At 66.1% G+C, this 18,023-nt stretch carries 14 protein-coding genes and 1 pseudogene; 1 reads left to right on the forward strand and 14 read right to left on the reverse strand.

Features of this window, described 5'->3' with window-relative positions:
• Position 1: 1 nt before the first annotated feature.
• A complete protein-coding gene (gene clpB / locus CYAGR_RS00525; RefSeq protein WP_015107786.1) occupies positions 2-2,635 on the reverse strand; it encodes an ATP-dependent chaperone ClpB in 2,634 nt (877 codons plus the stop codon).
• Between the two features lie 160 nt (positions 2,636-2,795).
• Complete coding sequence (locus tag CYAGR_RS17945) at positions 2,796-3,173, reverse strand: hypothetical protein (RefSeq protein ID WP_015107787.1); 378 nt, start codon at positions 3,171-3,173, stop codon at positions 2,796-2,798.
• 52 nt (positions 3,174-3,225) lie between these two features.
• On the opposite strand from CYAGR_RS17945, the gene CYAGR_RS00535 reads away from it, so the two are divergent.
• Positions 3,226-3,432 carry a hypothetical protein gene (locus tag CYAGR_RS00535; RefSeq protein ID WP_015107788.1) on the forward strand — a complete coding sequence of 69 codons (207 nt, stop codon included), beginning with the start codon at positions 3,226-3,228 and terminating at the stop codon, positions 3,430-3,432.
• 78 nt (positions 3,433-3,510) lie between these two features.
• Here the strand turns inward: CYAGR_RS00535 and CYAGR_RS00540 are convergent, their stop codons facing one another.
• The 12 genes and pseudogenes from CYAGR_RS00540 to istB all read right to left on the reverse strand — a co-directional run bounded on the left by CYAGR_RS00540 (position 3,511) and on the right by istB (position 17,690).
• Entirely contained in the window at positions 3,511-3,852 is a 342-nt protein-coding gene (locus CYAGR_RS00540) for a c-type cytochrome (RefSeq protein WP_015107789.1), read from the reverse strand.
• A 137-nt stretch (positions 3,853-3,989) separates the two neighbouring features.
• Positions 3,990-5,021: an NAD-dependent epimerase/dehydratase family protein gene (locus CYAGR_RS00545; protein WP_015107790.1), complete on the reverse strand. Its 1,032-nt coding sequence runs from the start codon at positions 5,019-5,021 to the stop codon at positions 3,990-3,992.
• Positions 5,018-6,076 (reverse strand): uroporphyrinogen decarboxylase, encoded by a 1,059-nt coding sequence (gene hemE / locus CYAGR_RS00550; protein ID WP_015107791.1) that lies wholly within the window; start codon positions 6,074-6,076, stop codon positions 5,018-5,020. The genes CYAGR_RS00545 and hemE overlap by 4 nt, the downstream gene beginning before the upstream one ends.
• Before the next feature lie 96 nt (positions 6,077-6,172).
• The gene (glgB, locus tag CYAGR_RS00555) at positions 6,173-8,467 is read right to left on the reverse strand and encodes a 1,4-alpha-glucan branching protein GlgB (RefSeq protein ID WP_015107792.1); all 2,295 of its coding nucleotides are present in this window, start codon (positions 8,465-8,467) and stop codon (positions 6,173-6,175) included.
• Between the two features lie 51 nt (positions 8,468-8,518).
• Positions 8,519-9,289, reverse strand: coding sequence for a DUF3887 domain-containing protein (locus CYAGR_RS00560; RefSeq protein WP_015107793.1), 771 nt, complete (start codon positions 9,287-9,289; stop codon positions 8,519-8,521).
• 22 nt (positions 9,290-9,311) lie between these two features.
• The gene (locus CYAGR_RS00565; RefSeq protein WP_245552560.1) at positions 9,312-10,937 is read right to left on the reverse strand and encodes a CocE/NonD family hydrolase; all 1,626 of its coding nucleotides are present in this window, start codon (positions 10,935-10,937) and stop codon (positions 9,312-9,314) included.
• A gap of 54 nt (positions 10,938-10,991) precedes the next feature.
• Positions 10,992-11,312 (reverse strand): hypothetical protein, encoded by a 321-nt coding sequence (locus tag CYAGR_RS00570; RefSeq protein WP_156818324.1) that lies wholly within the window; start codon positions 11,310-11,312, stop codon positions 10,992-10,994.
• 1,377 nt (positions 11,313-12,689) lie between these two features.
• A pseudogene (locus CYAGR_RS00575) lies at positions 12,690-13,774 on the reverse strand (IS5 family transposase).
• Between the two features lie 251 nt (positions 13,775-14,025).
• Positions 14,026-14,316 (reverse strand): hypothetical protein, encoded by a 291-nt coding sequence (locus tag CYAGR_RS00580; RefSeq protein ID WP_015107796.1) that lies wholly within the window; start codon positions 14,314-14,316, stop codon positions 14,026-14,028.
• A gap of 403 nt (positions 14,317-14,719) precedes the next feature.
• Positions 14,720-15,073 carry an IS481 family transposase gene (locus tag CYAGR_RS00585; RefSeq protein WP_051016977.1) on the reverse strand — a complete coding sequence of 118 codons (354 nt, stop codon included), beginning with the start codon at positions 15,071-15,073 and terminating at the stop codon, positions 14,720-14,722.
• Between the two features lie 88 nt (positions 15,074-15,161).
• The gene (locus CYAGR_RS00590; protein ID WP_015107797.1) at positions 15,162-16,715 is read right to left on the reverse strand and encodes an integrase catalytic domain-containing protein; all 1,554 of its coding nucleotides are present in this window, start codon (positions 16,713-16,715) and stop codon (positions 15,162-15,164) included.
• 252 nt (positions 16,716-16,967) lie between these two features.
• Positions 16,968-17,690, reverse strand: a complete 723-nt coding sequence (gene istB / locus CYAGR_RS00595; protein WP_245552561.1) for an IS21-like element helper ATPase IstB — start codon at positions 17,688-17,690, stop codon at positions 16,968-16,970.
• Positions 17,691-18,023 lie beyond the last annotated feature (333 nt).

The raw sequence follows: 18,023 nt of genomic DNA on the forward strand, positions 1-18,023 counted from the left end.
CTCATCCCACCATTGCCGGCGCCACCGCCTGGTTCTCGGCCGGTTCGGCCTGGCGGAAGCGCAGCCGCTCCAGCTCCACATCCACCGCGATGGTGCTGCCGGCGGGGAAGGTGCCCGCCAGGATCGCCTTGGCGATCGGCGTTTCCAGTTCCCGCTGGATCGCCCGCTTCAGGGGCCGAGCACCATACACCGGGTCGTAGCCGACGGCGGCCAGCCAGTCGAGGGCCTCGCCATCCACCTGCAGGGCCAGCTTTCGCTCCTCGAGCCGCCGGGCCAGGCGCTGCACCTGCAGCTCAACGATCTGGCGCAGTTCCTCGGCCTTGAGGCTGTGGAAGATGATCGACTCATCCAGCCGGTTGAGGAACTCGGGGCGGAAGTGGCCCCGCAGGGCCTCGTTCACCCGCTTCTCCATCTCGCCGTGACGGGCAGGATCGCCGGCCAGATCGAGGATCGAGGCGCTGCCGATGTTGCTGGTGAGGATCAGCACCGTGTTGGTGAAATCCACCGTGCGGCCCTGGCCATCGGTGACGCGGCCGTCATCGAGGATCTGCAGCATCACGTTGAACACATCGGGGTGGGCCTTCTCCACCTCATCGAACAGGATCACGGCGTAGGGACGGCGCCGCACCGCTTCGGTGAGCTGGCCGCCCTCCTCGTAGCCCACGTAGCCGGGAGGGGCTCCGATCAGCCGGCTGACGGCGTGCTTCTCCATGTATTCGCTCATGTCGATGCGCACCATCGCCTCCTCGCTGTCGAACAGCTGGGACGCCAGCGCCTTGGAGAGCTCGGTCTTGCCCACGCCGGTGGGGCCGAGGAACAGGAAGCTGGCGATCGGGCGGTTGGGGTCGGACAGGCCGGCCCGCGACCGCTGGATCGCATCGGCCACCGCCGTCACGGCCTGCTCCTGGCCGATCACCCGGGTGTGCAGCTCATCCTCGAGATGCAGCAGTTTCTCCATCTCCGACTGCACCAGCTTGCTGACCGGAATCCCCGTCCACTTGGCGATCACCTCGGCGATGTCGTCCTCGGTGACCTCCTCGCGCAGCAGGTTCTTCTCGCCGGCGTGGGCGCTCAGCTCGGCCTCCTTGGCGGCCAGCTTCTTGTTGAGCTCCGCCAGGGTGCCGTATTCCAGCTCGGCGGCCTTGTTGAGGTCGTAGTTGCGCTTGGCCTGCTCCACCTGCAGCTGCACCTGCTCGATCTCCTCCTTGATGGCGGAGAGTTCGTCGATCGAGCCCTTCTCTTTCTGCCACTGGGCGTTGAGGCTGCTCTGCTGCTCGGCCAGGTCGGCCAGCTCCTTCTCCAGCTTCTCGAGCCGGTCGCGGCTGGCGGGGTCCGACTCGCGCCCCAGGGAGAGCTTCTCCATCTCCAGCTGCAGGATGCGGCGATCGAGCTCGTCGATCTCCTCCGGCTTGGAGGTGATCTCCATCTTCAGGCGGGCCGCCGATTCGTCCATCAGGTCGATGGCCTTGTCGGGCAGGAAGCGATCGGCGATGTAGCGGCTGCTCAGCACGGCCGCTGCCACCAGGGCGTTGTCGGCGATGCGGACGCCGTGGTGCACCTCGTAGCGCTCCTTCAGGCCCCGCAGGATCGAGATCGTGTCCTCCACCGTCGGCTGGTCGACGAACACCTGCTGGAAGCGGCGCTCCAGGGCCGGGTCCTTCTCGATGTGCTGGCGGTGCTCATCGAGGGTGGTGGCGCCGATGCAGCGCAGCTCACCGCGGGCCAGCATCGGTTTGAGCAGGTTGCTGGCATCCATGGCCCCGCCGGTGGCGCCGGCCCCCACCACGGTGTGGATCTCGTCGATGAACAGGACGATCTGCCCCTCGCTGGAGGTGACCTCCTTGAGCACGGCCTTGAGGCGCTCCTCGAACTCGCCGCGGTACTTGGCGCCGGCGATCAGGGCGCCCATGTCGAGGGCGATCAGCTGGCGGTTCTGCAGGGCCGTGGGCACGTCACCGTTGACGATCCGCTGGGCCAGCCCCTCGACGATCGCCGTCTTGCCGACGCCGGGTTCGCCGATCAGCACCGGGTTGTTCTTGGTGCGGCGCGAGAGGATCTGCACGGTGCGGCGGATCTCCTCGTCGCGGCCGATCACCGGATCGAGCTTGCCCTCGCGGGCGGCGGCGGTGAGATCGCGGCCGTACTTCTCGAGGGATTCATAGGTGCCCTCCGGGTTCTGGTCGGTCACGCGTTGGCTGCCCCGCACGGCCATCACAGCCTCGCGCAGCTTGCGCTCGTCGGCGCCCGACTGGGACAGCAGCTGGCGGCCGCAGCGGTCATCGCCGGCCAGGGCCAGCACCAGGTGCTCCACGGCGATGTAGCTGTCCTCGAACTCCTTCTTCAGGGCCTCCGCCCGGTCCAGCACCGCATTGAGCCCCTTGCCCAGGTAGACGTTGTCGGGGGCGGTGGCCAGGCTGGGCTGGGCAGCGATGAAGGCCTCCAGCTTCTGGCTCAGCGCCCCTAGATCCACACCGGCCTTCTCCAGGATCCGGCTGGCCAGGTCCTGCTGGGCCAGCAGGGCGGCGAAGAGGTGCTCGCTGTCCATCTGCTGCTGGCGCCGCTGCTGGGCCAGCTGCTGGGAGGCGACCACGGCGCCCCAGGCCTTTTCGGTGAACAGTTCGGCGGTGGGATGCATGGATGGGTTCTCCCTGCGGACGGTGGCTGAAGCCAACGTATGAATGCCGCCGGGATCGGCCGAGTGGGAGGACCGAACCACGGCGTTCGGCCCTCCTCCCTGGAGGTGGGCAGGCCGTAACGACGGGTGGGGCGAACCGTCCCGCCGGGGGCTCAGGCGCTCAGGGCCCCCCCAGGTCGGGCATGGGCACCTGGAAGCCGCGCTGCTGACCACAGAGCTGGGTGGGGCAGCCGTCCGGGCCGTAGAGCGCGTCTGCCGCCGAGAGACAGCCCAAGCCGTTCTTCTGGGCCACCTGGGACGGATGGATCCGCAGCGGCTGGAGCAACGCCTCGCTTCTGGGCACCACCAGCCGGCAGGGGGGAGGCGACAGACCGGGCCTGGCCTCGATGGCCAGGGGCTGGTTGGGGGTCTGCCCCTGGGCCAGGGTCGGCGCGGCGAAGGGCACCACGATGGCGGCCATCAGGGCCAGGGGCATCCCTGCCGACAGCAGGCCCCCGAGCACGCCCGGCCGCAGCCCGGCAGAGGTGGGGATCGCCATGATGGGAGCTCGGCTGCGCCCCATTCTCGCCTCTGCAGCCCGCCCGACTCCGATGCCCTCTCCCGCCGACGACCAGGCCCTGGTGGCCGACCTGGCCAGAGCGTCCCTCGACCTGGGAGGGGCGGCGGAGCCGGAGCGGGACTGCTGGCGGGTGGTGCACCGCCATGTCCACGGGATGCTGCCGAGCGAGTACGACATCCGCGACGTTCCTGAGGAGCTCTACCTGGCGGTGCTGGCCGCTCGCCGTGCCCTCACCTGAGCCATGAAAAAGCCCCGGCAGGGCCGGGGCTCAGGACGGCTCAAGAGGCCGTCGCTGGGTGGGACGAATCCGAAGGGATCAGGCCCAGCCCTTGGAGGCCATGTCCTCGACGTAAGCAGCCACGTCAGCGATGTCACCCTCGCTGAGCTTGCCGCCGAAGGCGGGCATGGCGTTCTTGCCGTTAGTCACTTGGTAGGCGATGGCGGCCTCGTGGCCGGCGTCGTAGTTGGCCAGGTAGGAGGCCAGGGCATCGGCCTTGAGGGTGCGCTCGGCATTGACCACGTTGCCGCCGCCCATGTGGCAGGCGGCGCAGTTGGCGGAGAAGATCTGGCCGCCGTGGGCCGCATCGGCCGCGAAGCTCGGGGCGGCACCCAGCACCAGCGCCAGGCAGAGAGCGAAGAGGGAAAGAAGACGACGCATGGGAGGGTGCAACGGAAGGTGCCTGAAGGCACTTGCAACCGGCACAAATTAGGCAATGGCCGCCCCCCGGTGGGGGCCTCTGACACATTCGCAACAATTGAGGGCCGGCCGGTCCGGGCCGCGCGGGCAGGGCCGGCTCAGGGCCGGCGCTTCTCCCCGATCCGGCCCCGGTGCGGCACCCCCGCCGTCTCCAGCACCGCGTCGAGGCTCGGGGCGAAGCTCACCAGCCCGAAGCGTTCGGGTGGACTGACGGGCTGGTGCACGAAGTGGCGCTGCCGGATCGAGAAACGGTCCCAGGCATTCACCTCGATGCGCAGCAGCTTGATCAGCCCCTCGATCAGCCAGCCGCGCAGATCGATCCCCACCGGCGGTACCCACACCCGCCGCCAGCGGCACAGGGAAGCCACGGCGCCGTTGATCGTGATCGGCGCCTGGCCCAGCACCAGCCGCCGCACCGGACCCTGGTCAGGCTCGGGATTGGGGCCGTGGGGGGTGGTGGCCAGGTGGGCGCAGACGGTGGCGATGTCGGCGGCGTGGATGAAGTGGAAGCTGGCGTCGGTGCGCAGCCAGCGGGCCAGCCACAGCCAGCCCAGGGCCTCCTTCAGCCCGGCGGTGAGGTAGCTGGTGGGGTGGGGGTCGCCGCCGCCCACGGTGCCACCGAACACCAGGGTGGGGAACACGGCCACGATGCGGTCGGCCAGGGGATGGCGCTCCAGGTCCTGCAGGCAGGTGGCCTTGGTCTGGATGTACTCGGTGCCGTAGGCCATCGCTTCGGGGAGCAGCTGCAGCCGGCGATCGAGAATGCTCGCGGTGGAGAAGTAGATCACCTGCTGCAGGCGATCCGGGTCGGTGAGCCGCAGCAGCTCCTTCACGGCCACCACGTTCACCGCCTGGGCCCGCTCGGGATCTCCCCAGGCCGTGGCGGTGTGGATGATCCGGTCGGCGCTGGCGATGGCGGCGGCGTGGGGGCCCAGCTCCCGCAGATCGCCCACCAGCAGGGTGATGCGCGGATGGTCGGCGGGGACGGCGCTGAGCTTGGCGGGATCCCGCAGCAGCAGCAGCAGGTGGGCGTCGCTGTTGGCCAGCAGGTTTTCAGCGATGTACTGGCCGACGCAGCCGCTGGCGCCGGTGATCAGGATCCGCTGGGGCCCGGAGGTGGGGGCGCTCAAACAGCGGCTCCCAGCAGCTCGTTGACGGCCTTGCCGGTCTCGAAGAAGACGCGGGCGTTGTCCTCAGGGGTGCCGGGCAGGATGCCGTGGCCCAGATTGAGGATGTGGCGGCGGCCGCGGGCCTTGCGCACCGTGTCGAGGATCCGCTCACGGATGGCCTCGGGGGTGCCGAACAGCAGGCCGGGATCCACGTTGCCCTGCACGCCCAGGTGCTGGGGCAGGCGGGCGCAGCCATCGGCCATGTCCACGGTCCAGTCGAGGGAGATGAAGTCCACCCCGGTGGTGGCCATGCGCTCCAGCACGCCGGCGCTGCCGGAGATGTAGAGGATCAGGGGGGTGTCGGGGTGGGTGGCCTTCACCTGGTCGATGACCCGCTTCTGGTAGGGGGCGGCGAAGACGTCGTAGTCGATCGGGCTCAGCTGCCCCGCCCAGGAGTCGAACAGCTGCACCACCTGGGCACCGCTGTCGATCTGGTAACGCACGTAGGTGGCGATCGAATCGGCCAGGTGCCCCAGCAGCCGGTGCAGCAGGGCGGGCTCCTGGAAGGCCATCGCCTTGATCACCGAATAGGTCTTGGAGCTCTTGCCCTCCACCGCATAGGCGGCCAGGGTCCAGGGGGCGCCGACGAAGCCGAGCACCGCCGCCGCGTTGCCCACATCGGCCCGCAGCCGCCCCAGCACCTCGCCCACGAAGGGCAGGGCTTCGGCCGGATCCAGGGGCCGCAGGGCGTCCACCTGGGTCTGGCTGCGGATGGCGGGCTTGATGATCGGCCCCCGGCTCTCGATGATGTCGAAGTCGATGCCCATGCCCGGCAGGGGCGTGAGGATGTCGGAGAAGAGGATCACGCCGTCGGGACGGAAGGCGTGGAAGGGCTGCATCGAGATCTCGTAGGAGAGATCGGGGTTCTCGGAGCGCTCGCGGAAACCGGGGTGGCGGTCGCGCAGGTCGCGGTAGACCTTCATGTAGCGGCCCGCCTGGCGCATCATCCAGACCGGAGGCCGCTCCACCTGCTCACCTCGGGCGGCGCGCAGCAGCAGGGGGGCGGATTCGCTCATGGGGCCGGTCGGAAGGTCAACGGCGAAACCTAACCGAGCACCCCCGGCCTCCGGCCGCTCCTGTCACCAGTCGTGGCATGGGCGGCCCCGGAGCGCTCAGCCCTCGCCGATGGCCGGACGCTGCAGGCTGCGGGACTCGTCGAGACGGAACACCACCACGCCCAGAGGCGGCAGGCAGAGCTCCAGGGAGTTCTCGTAGTCGTGGATGGCCCAGGCATCGGTGAAGCGACCGCCCAGGTTGCCGAGGTTGCTGCCGCCGTAGCGGCTGCTGTCGGTGTTGAAGACCTCGGCGTAGAAGCCCTCCAGCGGCACACCCACCCGATAGTGGGAATGGCTCTGGGGCGTGAAGTTGGCCACCACCACCACCCAGCGGCCGCTGCCGCTGTCGCGGCGCATGAAGCTGATCACCGAGTGGCGGTTGTCGTTGCAGTCGATCCACTGGAAGCCGTACGGATCGAAGTCGTCGCCCCACAGCGCCGGCTCCGATCTGTAGAAGACGTTGAGGTCGTCCACCAGGTTGAGCAGTCCCTTGTGGGCCTCGTACTGGAGCAGCTCCCACTGCAGATCACCCCAGACGTTCCATTCGGCCCGCTGGCCGAACTCCATCCCCATGAAGATCGTCTTCTTGCCCGGGTGCGTCCACATGTAGGCCAGCAGGGCGCGCACGTTGGCGAACTTCTGCCAGTCGTCGCCCGGCATCTTGTGGAGCAGGTTGCTCTTGCCGTGCACCACTTCATCGTGGCTCAGGGCCAGCATGAAGTTCTCGGTGAAGGCGTACCAGATCGAGAAGGTGACGTGGTTCTGGTGGAACTGGCGGAACCAGGGATCCAGCTCGAAGTAATCGAGCATGTCGTGCATCCAGCCCATGTTCCACTTGAGGTTGAAGCCCAGGCCGCCCATGTCGGTGGGCTGGGTCACCATCGGCCAGGTGGTCGATTCCTCGGCGATCGAGAGGGCGCCGGGGAAGTGCTGGAACAGCACGTGGTTGGCCTGCTGCAAGAAGCGCACCGCCTCCAGATTCTCCCGTCCGCCGTGCTCGTTGGGCAGCCATTCCCCATCCGGACGCAGGTAGTCGCGGTAGAGCATCGAGGCCACGGCATCGACACGGATGCCGTCGATGTGGAACTCCTCGAACCAGTAGATGAGGTTGGCGACGAGGAAGTTGCGCACCTCGTTGCGGCTGTAGTTGAAGATCAGCGTGCCCCACTCCTTGTGCTCACCGATGCGGGGGTCGGCATGCTCGTAGAGGTGGGCGCCATCGAAGAAGGCCAGGCCGTGGCCGTCCTTGGGGAAGTGGCCGGGCACCCAGTCGAGGATCACGCCGATGCCTTCGGCGTGGCAGCGGTCGACGAAGGCCCGGAACTCGTCGGGGCTGCCGAAGCGGCTGGTGGGGGCGTACCAGCCGGTGACCTGATACCCCCAGGAGCCGTCGAACGGATGCTCGGAGACCGGCATCAGCTCGATGTGGGTGAAGCCGCGGGCCTTGACATAGGGAATGACCTTGTCGGCCAGTTCCGGGTAGGTCATCAGCCGGGCGCCGGGCTTCAGATCGGCGGCGGGCACCGGCGGCCGGGGGCGGCCGTCGGCTTCGATGAAGGGCTGGTCGGCGGCGGCATGCATCCAGCTGCCCAGGTGCATCTCGTACACCGCGATCGGCTGGGGCAGGGGATCGCGGCCGTCCCGCTCCTCGATCCAGGCACCGTCGTTCCACGGGTAGCGGCCCAGTTCGGCCACCACCGAACCGGTGTTCGGCCGGATCTCGTGGCGGAAGCCGTAGGGGTCGGCCTTCTGATAGCAGTGGCCGTTCTGGGCCCGCACCTCGTACTTGTAGATCTGGCCGACGCCCAGGCCGGGGATGAACAGCTCCCAGATCCCCCCGAGACGCTGCTGCATGGGGTGATGGCGGCCGTCCCAGCCGTTGAAATCACCCAGCAGGGCGACGCTGCGGGCATTGGGGGCCCACAGGCAGAACTGCACCCCGGCGACGCCGTCGCGCTCGATGACATGGGCGCCCATGCGCCGCCAGATGTGGTGGTGATTCCCTTCGGCGAACAGGTGGCGGTCCAGCTCCCCCATCCACTCGTGCCGGAACGCCCAGGGGTCGTGCTGCTCGTGCTCGATGCCGCCGCGGCTCACTTGCACGCGGTAGCCGCAGCCGGGATCGGCCTCAAGGCGGGCTTCGAAGATCCAGGGATGGTGTGGGTTGGCCATGGCCAGCCGCTCACCGCCCTGAAGCAGCTCCACCGTGTGGGCGTCCGGCATCCAGACCCGCACCGCCCAGCCACCGTCTTCAAGGGGCTGGGGCCCGAGCACGGAGAAGGGATGGTCGTGGCGGCATTCCGCCAGCCGGCGGGCATCCTCAACCATCCATTCGAGGCTGGGCAGGGCCATGGAAGAGGGGGCGTGCATGCGCCGGGAGCTTACGTCGGTGGGAGGGCTGACTCAGCGCGGCGGGGAGGGAGGAGCCGGATCGGTGGGGAAATCCACGCCGATGATCCGGTTCTCGGAATCCAGGGTGACGAAGAGGTTGTCGGTGAGGCGGTTGAACTCGGTGTTGACGATCACCAGGCGCATCTCCGGCGTACTTTCGGCCCGGTTGATGCGTTTCACCCGGACGAAGTTACCGGTGATGCGCTGCAGGTTGAGCCATTTCTGCTGCAGCTGGGCCTGGGGAATCTGCTCCTGCATCTGCGGCGCCAGGAAGCTGCTGGCGGAGATGAAGTGGCCACTGGAGAGGGCGGTGATGAAATCACGCACCACCTGCTCGGCTGGCTGGTCAGTGACGTTGAAGTGATACCCGTCAATCCGGCCCTGGCCGTCGATCACCATCAGCAGGTCGCGCTCGCCGGCGCTGGTGAACAGGGTGGCCTCCACCGTGCTCGAGTCGAAGCCGGGCTGGATGCCGCGGATGGCCCAGCGCAGCAGTTTCGGCTGGGTCTTCATGGTGGCGGCCACCATGCTGGGGCTGCTGACGCTCTGCAGGGCCGGGGAGAACTGCTCGAAACGGGCCTGGGCGTCCCCGCTGCGGATCGTGGCCAGGATCCGCTCGGCCGCCGCCCGCGCCTGGGCTTCGCTGAGGGCCGCACTGGGCTGGCCGGTGGCGGCCGGCGCCGGGGTGGCCTGGGCCCAGGCCCCGCGCGGTGCCAGCAGGGCCTGGCTGCCCAGCAGCAGCATCAGGCCGATCAGGGCTCGGCGCGATTGGGGGCGCGGCATGGGCGGCGGACGTCGGATCGGCTCAGTTTGCCCGAATCAGGGGCTCCAGGCCCAGGTGGGCGCCCGCCAGCTCCAGCGTCAGGCTGATCACCCGGTGCCGGCTGCCGCTCCCCCCCGCCGGCAGGCTGCCGTCGCCGGGGTTGACGGCGATCTGGGGCCAGGCCGCCGCCGCCAGGGACAGCCGCAGCCGCTGGCCGGCGGCCACCAGGGTCGCCAGGGGCTGCAGGGTCAGGGTTCGGGGGGCGTCGGCGGGGGCCGACGGGGGCCCGAAGCGGGCCAGGCCGGTGCTCAGCTGGCGCACGGAGCCCCCGTCCGCAGACACCTCCGAGAGGGCGGCGCAGAGATCGAAGCTGGGCTGGTCGGCGCTCACCCACAGCTGCAGGCGGAAGGTTCCCAGCAGCCAGAGGGCCTCCTCCAGCGGGGCGGTGCTGAAGCAGGCCACGTCGCCGCGCCGGTCGAGATCGGCGCGTTCCACCGGTCCGGGATCGGGGCCCAGGTGGCCACCCCGGCCCGGCACCGGCCGCCAGGGATCGTGGACGACCACCACGGTGCCGCCAGCCGCCGGACCCGACGCCGGCCTTGCTCCCGGCGCGGCCAGGGGCCGCAGCTCCCCCTCATCGCAGCGGATCGCCGCCAGGCCGCAGGAGTGCAGCGACCAGCCGGCGGCCGCCACCGTTGAGGGGCTGGCGGCCGCCGCCTGGCTCAGGCGGTGCCAGGTGGCTGTGGCGGCGCACTGCAGGCGGATCGGGGCCGGTGCGGCGGCCTGGGGAGCGGTGGGATCCGCCGGGACCCGGCGGGGTGGCGGATCCTGCAGATGGCGGCGAAAGAAGGCCAGCAGCTCGCGGTCCAGCCCCCCGCGCCAGTCGAGATGGCTCCAGGCGCCGATGACCAGCTCGGGGTCGCCCCCGGCGTTGCGGGCCCGCTGCCAGAGGTCGAGCACGCCTCTGAGATGGGGATCATGCCAGCCGCCGATCAGCAGCAGGGGCCGCTGCAGCAGGGCCGGCGCCACGGGGTGCACCGTCCAGCTCTCAGGGCCGGCGGGGTCGCGCCGCAGCCAGCCCAGGCCCATGCCACGGGGATCGTGGCGTTCCAGCAGGGCCAGCCCCTCCTCGGTGTAGTCGCCGTGCTGGAGGCTGCGGCGGATCTCGCGCCAGCCGGCCCCGTCGCCCCGGCGCCGGCACCCCTCCGCCGCCAGCTGCAGGGCCCAGCCCAGGCCCAGGGCCCACCAGTGGGCTCCCCCCTCGCTGGCCCAGTGGAGGCGCTCATCGAGGCCGCACATGGCCGGGGCGAGGCAGTCCGGCAGGGCGTCGACGTCGCCGGCCTCGCCGCCGGCGTTGAGCAGCTGGGTCAGGCCCTGGTAGGAGAAGCCGTAGGTGCCCACCCGGCCGTTGCTGCCTTCGAGGCTCCGGGCCCAGCGGATTGTGGCGGCCCCGTCGGCCGCCTCCTGGGCGAAGCCGCCGAAGTCACCCTCCGAGGCACCGCGGCCCCGCACGTCCTGCACCACCACCAGAAAGCCATGGCCGGCATACCAGCTGGGGTGGACGTAGGTGACGGTGGAGGCGATCCCCCGCCCGTAGGGCTGGCGCATCAGCAGGACGGGCCAGGGGCCGTCTCCCTGGGGCTTCCAGAGGCGAGCGACCAGGCGCACACCATCGGGAAAGGTGAGTGAACTTTCCAGGACCCGGTCCACTCAGGTCACCCTTCAGAAGACGGTGGAGCAGTGAATGGCGATGACATAGGTGGTGCGCACATCTGCATCGATGTAACTGAGGCCCTGGCTGCTGGCAAGGCTGGAGATCGAGGCCTGTGACTTTGCCGAGATGCCCTGGGCATTTAGCTTACGGAACTGGTCGCACATGCTCTTGGCCAACGGGGAGTTCTTAGGCCTTACCGGGTCCAGGACGTTCGACTGGGAATGGACCTGGGGGGGCACTGCGATGGCGAGACAGCCTGCAAAGCTGAGGGCTAAAAGATAGCGGCGCACGAGATGGGGCGAAAGCGGTTTCTTGGTCTTCGGGCGCACCGGAGTGCGAAGCGGCGGCTTTGATTGGAGCATAACTGCCTCCGTTGAATGACTCCATTCCAGTCAAACCAGCCCTCATGGAGCAGTGGGCTGGGGTCAGTTCGCGGGGCGACCCGCGCATCTCCGGGGGCGGCACCTCCTCTCTGGCGGGGCGAGAGTGGTAAAGCGCTCTGGGTTCAGCTGGTTCTCGCTGGCTCTGCAATTGGTGCGAGACCGTTGGAGCATTGAAGGTGGCATTGGATCTGCGATAACCAGCTCCATGAGGATGCCCACCGCTACCGGTCCAATGGCGCTTGTGCGATGACCACGTTGCCCAGGACTGCGTTGAACCTGCTAAGGCTGGCTTGATTTCAGTCGATCCGAGCTGGCTTGCAGGCGATGATGCATGGTATCAGGGCCTTGCTGGCGATGGCATGGCGTCAGCCACAACGCACCCAATACTGAAGCTTTGAACCAGCCCTGCCGCTACATCAGCCCTTTGGAGACTAAGCCACCAGCTGCGACACCACCAGCTGCGACTTCGCCATAATCAATCAATCCAGGAACCAATTTGCCCTCATTTTCAGGCATGCCGGCACTATTGCGTGACGCATGCCGGGCCCAAGCAAGTCCGGCCGCCAGCGCATCAGACTGCTGATGCAGATATAAGACTCCGAACTCAAGTAAGCAGCAGAGATGACTATGTTGATGCCAAAGACACTCCGGCTGATGCGCCGATCATGGTCCACCAAAGGACGAACATGGGATGATGGCAGCAAGTTAGCGAAATCGAAACACAACTGATGTCAACCCTTCGGGAAAGCCAAAGATACACCGCGTTGATCGGCGTGGATACAGGAATCCCAGCCCGCGAACGCCCAGTCATGATCCATCGTGAGAAGAATCCCGGACTTAGCTCGATGTGAGTTTCTGCTGCTTGAATGAACAGGAGCTACGGGAGTTGTTCCGAGAAGCCCTAGAGTCTTTTTGCTTTTCTCATCATATCTGCATCACTCTTCAGGGTCATGAACATCCTGTGCACACTCATCTCGTCTCTCGGTCTGGCGGTCAGGCGGGGTGGGGGGAGGCAAAGAAAACCTGCTTGTACCGGTCAGACACCCCCTTTGGACAGGAAGGGCAGGCAGCACGATGATCAGGCGAGATGAAGACTTTGAGAAAACACGAGCCCAACAAGCTTCATTCATTCCTGAGGGCAACGACCCACCTAGGAGGCTGCTGAAATTACATCGCAACCGAGCAATGCTGCACTGGTCACGCTCCCACCGTCGATGGTCGGCGCCATTTGGCGAGTTCGATTGGCTGATCGGGTGATGGCTGTCCGCATTTGTCCCTCTCGCGGAGCACTGAATCGACCCCGACAGCCCCTCACCATCCGTTTCATGCCATCACCTCCCGTGGACTCAGCAGGTTGGCCAAGCGGATCAGGTTGCAGGCCACCACATGCAACCGGAACAGCGTCCCCACCCGAGATCGGCCTCTGGTCATAAGCTGCCGCAAGCCGGCTGCCTGTTTGATCCAGCCAAATACCTGTTCGTCCGCTTCCTGGCATTGAGCGACTGGCTGTAGACCCATGGTGACCGGTGCGGCCGTCGATGGCGGAGTTGCGGCGCCCCTGGATGCTTTGGGAGACATGCGGCGTGATGCCTGAGATCCGCATATCAGCGACAAAGTCCCTGTTGTCGTATCCCTTGCCGGCTCGAAGCTTCTTCTGGTTAGCACCGCCCAAGCGCGCGCCATCAGAACCCCCGCCGAACGCTCGCCTTAGCCGTCGGCTGGGGTCACCTCACTGGCCACCACCAGGCTATGGCGGTTCTCCATGAGGCAGTGCCCCAGGTAGCTAAGGAACGCCCCGTTGCCATTGGACCTGTGGAACAGCAGGACCTCACCATCACTGCTGGAGCTGTGGGTCTGGTTGGAGAGCAGCAGGCCTCGGAAATCGCCTTTGGCTAGCTTCTTCCCCTTGGCTGGACCTCAGCCAAAGCCATTGCCGCCACTGAGCGGTGGTGGATCATCATCGCCTCCGTCGATCCGCTCCAGCGAGCTGTGCGAGGCCCATGTCCCCAGCAGGGTGCCATCGACAGAGAAATACTCGGAGCTCAGCAACGGCTTGACCTCAGGAACAGCCAGCGGCAGTTCCAGAAACTTGGCGTTGAGTTCGTCGTTCAGGAGCCGGTCGCGGTTTTTGGAGAATGTGGTCGGATGCCACACCGGATCGTCAGGATTTAGGTCGATGAATCAGCGTAACAGCAGGTTGTAACTATGCTGCTCGATCAGCATCCGCTTGGAGCGGATGCTATAGATCGCCTGCAGTAAGGGGGCAGAAGTAGTTTTCTCAAGAGGTACTGAGGATTTGCCGAACTCGGTATACAGCCGACAGATCCTGAGCCTGAGCCCATCGAGTGCCCAATCAGCCAGCTGCCGCACTTGCCGCAGTCGATGGGCCTTGAGTACCCTTCCTCAATGGAGACAGAAGAGAACTAGGGGCCCGTCCACTCCTGCTGGCCGCGCAGCCTTTTAGTGTCGTTGGTCCGTTCTCCGCGGCTCGGTTTGTATTTCAGCACCCTCCTAGCCCATCGGCAAGTTGACCGTCAATTTCTGCATAGTAGCCCATCACTGATCCATCTTCCATCAACCAATTGGCGCATTCGCAATCCGTCTACTAGCACGGTTCTGCCTGTCACGAAGACCTCGTCGCCTCGATCTACATTTCCCACTACCACATAGCTTGTGGATGGACCATCAAAAAGCCTCGCCTGTCTTCCTTCTCTAACGCAAACTGCCATAGCCCAACCACTTCTAGGTCGGCGTTCTTCTGGAAGAGGATACCCACTAGGCATATTGCGATAATCTCCTCCCCCGGATTGAGGCTGAGGAGATGCTGGGCAACCAAAGGGAGTACATGCTTGCCCCAGCGGCCCATTGGGACATCCGAAAGGATTGCATTCAGCGTTTGATGAATTAGAACATCCGAAAGGATTGCATCCAGCCCAAGCAGGAGAACCATCAAGCAGAATGCCTGAGGGAGCGCTGATCACCATGACAGCAAAGGCCGCACCTCCAAGCGTCCTAATCATTAGGCTTAATTGCGAATGATTTCTTACATTATTAACTGAGCCAAGACATCAAGGGTTGATTGTCGCAATACTTTACATCATTTCCCGTACATTGGGGCGAACCCCGAAGGATGATTCTTTAAGTTCTTTGATGTTGGCTATCCGCCAAGGGACTCTCCCGGTTCTGTGGCCATACTCTTGATAAGGATGACTGGCATGAAGCACTAGTCCGGCGAGTTCCATAACCAACCACACCATTCTTTTTCAAGCCAACCTCCACTTGCAGATGTTCTGAAATGAGAACTCCCCTTGAGTTTACAATACTGAGCTAGCTCTTGTGTCTCACCAGGCTCGTCAGCGGAGCAGCTCGACGAGCCCCTGCTGAGGTGAGCGCCAGCCAAGAGCCGAGTGCTTCCTGAGCCGGTGATAGATCGCCAGGTAGCGGGGCAGCCAGCGATTCCGTTCGTCGGAGTTCTGGAACGGCATCCCGTAGGCCCACTCCCTGCAGAGAGTCTGGATGGACTGTTCGGCCTTGCCGTTGGTCCTTGGGGTGTAGGGTCTGGTGCGGATGTGCCGGAGTCCCAGCGTGCGGCAAACCTTGGCAAACGCCTTGGAGACGTAGGCAGGGCCGTAGTCGCTCATCACTCGGAGGCACTCGATGCCCAGACCGTTGAACCAGGCAAGGGCACGGCTGAGAAAGCCGATCACTGTGGTCTTTTGCTTATCCGCTCACACCTCGACTGCCCGGTGTCAACTACGTAGGCGGCCGCTTTGCATCAATAACTTGTTACCTGTTTTAATTGACGCCTGGTAACACTCCTTCCCTTGTTCCTGGTTTGGTTTCCGGCCGTTCGGATGCACTGGCTACACACTTTTCCACCCTTGCCACACGCCAATCTCTGATTCGCCGCTGCAGCGTGCGTTTGTGTTGGGCCCCATAGCGCTGGGGATCCAGATCGATCAGCCTGTCCAGGAGCTCCTGGCTGCCCACATCTGGTTCTGCTGTCAGCCATTGGGGGATCAGCTCAGCATGGGCCTCAAAGGGATCTACCCGGCTGCGGCGGCCCTGCCGCGGTTTGGGCTTTTTCTGTAGTGGCCTGCTCTGGCGCCACAGCGCCTGTAACCCCTGCAGAAACCCTTCCAGCTCTCGCTTTTCTTGCTCAGGTGTCCGCCAGCTCAGCGGCTCCCCCGCCATGGCACTGGTGTGTTGGCCGCTGATCAACAGGGCCAGCCGGCTCTGGCAGCTCCGAATCGTGGCCAGCAGCGCCACGGGGTCGCACCGCTTTCTCAGCTCTTTGAGGTCCTGGGCTTCCTGATCGCTGAGCACTCCGGTGCGCAGCAGCTGTTGCAGCGGTGTTCGTGGCGGGTGGTGCAGCCGCTTGATACGGCCCCCTTCCCGCACGCTGCTTTTGAGCTTGAACGATGGCTGAAACAGGTTGGTGAACAGCCGCAGCGCCGCGTAGAGCTCCCCCAGCAGCTGGGCCGCCTCCAGGCCCACCAATCGCTCGTAGCCCACCACCCGGCGGATCAGCACCCCGTTTTTTTGTTCCACCCAGGCCTGATCGTTGCTCTGGTACGCCCGCGAGCGGGTGAGCTCGATCCCCTGCTCCGGTGCATCGCACCACTGCTCAATCAGGGCGTTCATGAAGGCTGGATCGTTATCCGCATCGATCCCGCGCAAGGGGAAGGGAAGGTGCTGACGCAACCGCTGGATTGCCGCCAACACCGAGGCCCCATCCCGCGTGATCACCGGCAGGCTCTCGCTCCAGCCGGTGGCGATGTCGGTGGCCACCAGGGTCCAGATGAACCTCCCCTCCAGGCGGCCGCCGCAATGGGCCACCAGGTCGATCTCCAGCCAGCCGGGATCCTTGTGCTCATCCCAGCCTTTGAACGTGCGCACCTGCACCCGACGGCGTACACCGCTGTAGGCACGGGGAGGGCGGCGCCATCCATTGCCCCCGCTACTTTTGCGGACTGGAGCCAGAAGCCGGTCAATCGTGGCGCTGCTCATCGTCAACACCCGCGCCCGGACGCCCGGCTCCAGCTGCACGTGGCCGTGGTGCTCCAGCGATTCCACCAACTGCGGCAGAAGGGCATGGAGGCGCTTGCCGCACAGCCGATCACTGGCCTCCCACAGTGGCACCAAGGCCTCCACCACCTCGGGGCCGTAGCGGCGGCGGTGCTGCCCGCGCAGGCTGGTCTGCCGCTCGTCGGGCCGCTGGTTTAACCGGCGCAGCAGGGATTTGCGGTGATAGCCGGTCAAGGCTTGCAGCTCATCCAGCAGCCGCTGTTTCCCTACCCGGCTGAGGCTCCTGTAACGGGCTGTTGCCGCGCTGATCGCCAGCGCCATCCGCTCTCCTTGTTTGAGAGAGGCCGGTCGGCCTGGCTTCACGCCTTGCGCGTCGCCCCGTGCCGGTGCCACAGGCGGTTGCTACTTCTGATGCAACAACCCTAGCGAGGTAACAGCTCTTAAGATGCAATGCGCGGCTCGCGTCAATTACGTAGGCGGGTTGATGCCTCCTCCCCCTGCCATGGCAGGGGGAGGGCTGAGCCGATGTCGGGGCCGGTTGGCGGGTAATTGACGCCCGGTCAGGACGCTGAATCAGCCCACTGCGGGGCGGCCTGCTCGGCGTGCCCGTTTGCGGCGATAGCTCTCAGCGTTGATCTGGATGATCGTGCTGTGGTCCACCAGCCGGTCCACAGCCGCCACCGTCATGGCGCTGGTGGAGAAGACGTTCTCCCACTCGCTGAACGGCTGGTTGCTGGTCACGAGCAGGGATTTCCGTTCGTAGCGGTGCATCACCAGCTCAAACAGCACCGAGGTTTCGGCCTCGTCCTTGCGGACATACCCGATGTCGTCGATCACCAGCAGGGCGTAGCGATCCAGCCGGTTGAGGGCCTTGGCCAGGGCGTAGTCGGCCTTGGCCCGCTGCAACTCCTGCACCAGCGTGGTGGCGGAGTAAAAGCGCGCCGAGCGGTCCAGGGCGATCAGGCTGCGGCAGATCCCGGCCGCCAGGTGCGTCTTGCCCACACCGCTGGGGCCGAACAGCAGCAGGTTCTCAGCCCGATCCAGCCAGCCGGTGTCGTGGGCGAGCTGCTCGATCTGATGGCGATCGAGATCGGGGATGGCTCCCCAGTCGACGTCGGCCAGGGTCTTGGGCACCGGCAGCTGGGCCTCATGCAATAACCGCCGCAACCGGGCCTGGTGGCGTTGCTGGTGCTCCTGCTCGGCCAGCACGTAGAGGTAGCTGGCCGGGCTCCAGCCATCGGCATTGGCCTGCTGCTCCGCTGCCTGCCACTGGCTGCGGAACTGCGCCAGTTTCAACTGCTTGAGAAGGGTCGGCAGAGCTGTTTCCAGCGTCGGCCGTCGGGGGGGCTCCGCCCAGGAGTTCGTCATAGCTGCTCAAGGTGTGTTCAGGGATCTGAAGTTGGGGCAGGGCCGCAAGGCCCCTGGGGGGCCGCAGGCCGTAGTGATCACGCAGAGCCGTGAGGCTGAGAGCACCGCTGCGCAGCGCTCGCCGCAGATACCGCTCCACGCCGGCCAGATCGCCTGTGCGGGCGGCGACATGCAGGGCGTCGACCATGACCTTGGCCGCGTCATCCGGCGGCAGGGCTGTCAGCAGTCGGCGCCACAGCTGTCGCCAGCTCTCGCCGGGCA

The sequence above is a fragment of the Cyanobium gracile PCC 6307 genome (genome assembly GCF_000316515.1).
Classification (GTDB): Bacteria; Cyanobacteriota; Cyanobacteriia; order PCC-6307; family Cyanobiaceae; genus Cyanobium; species Cyanobium gracile.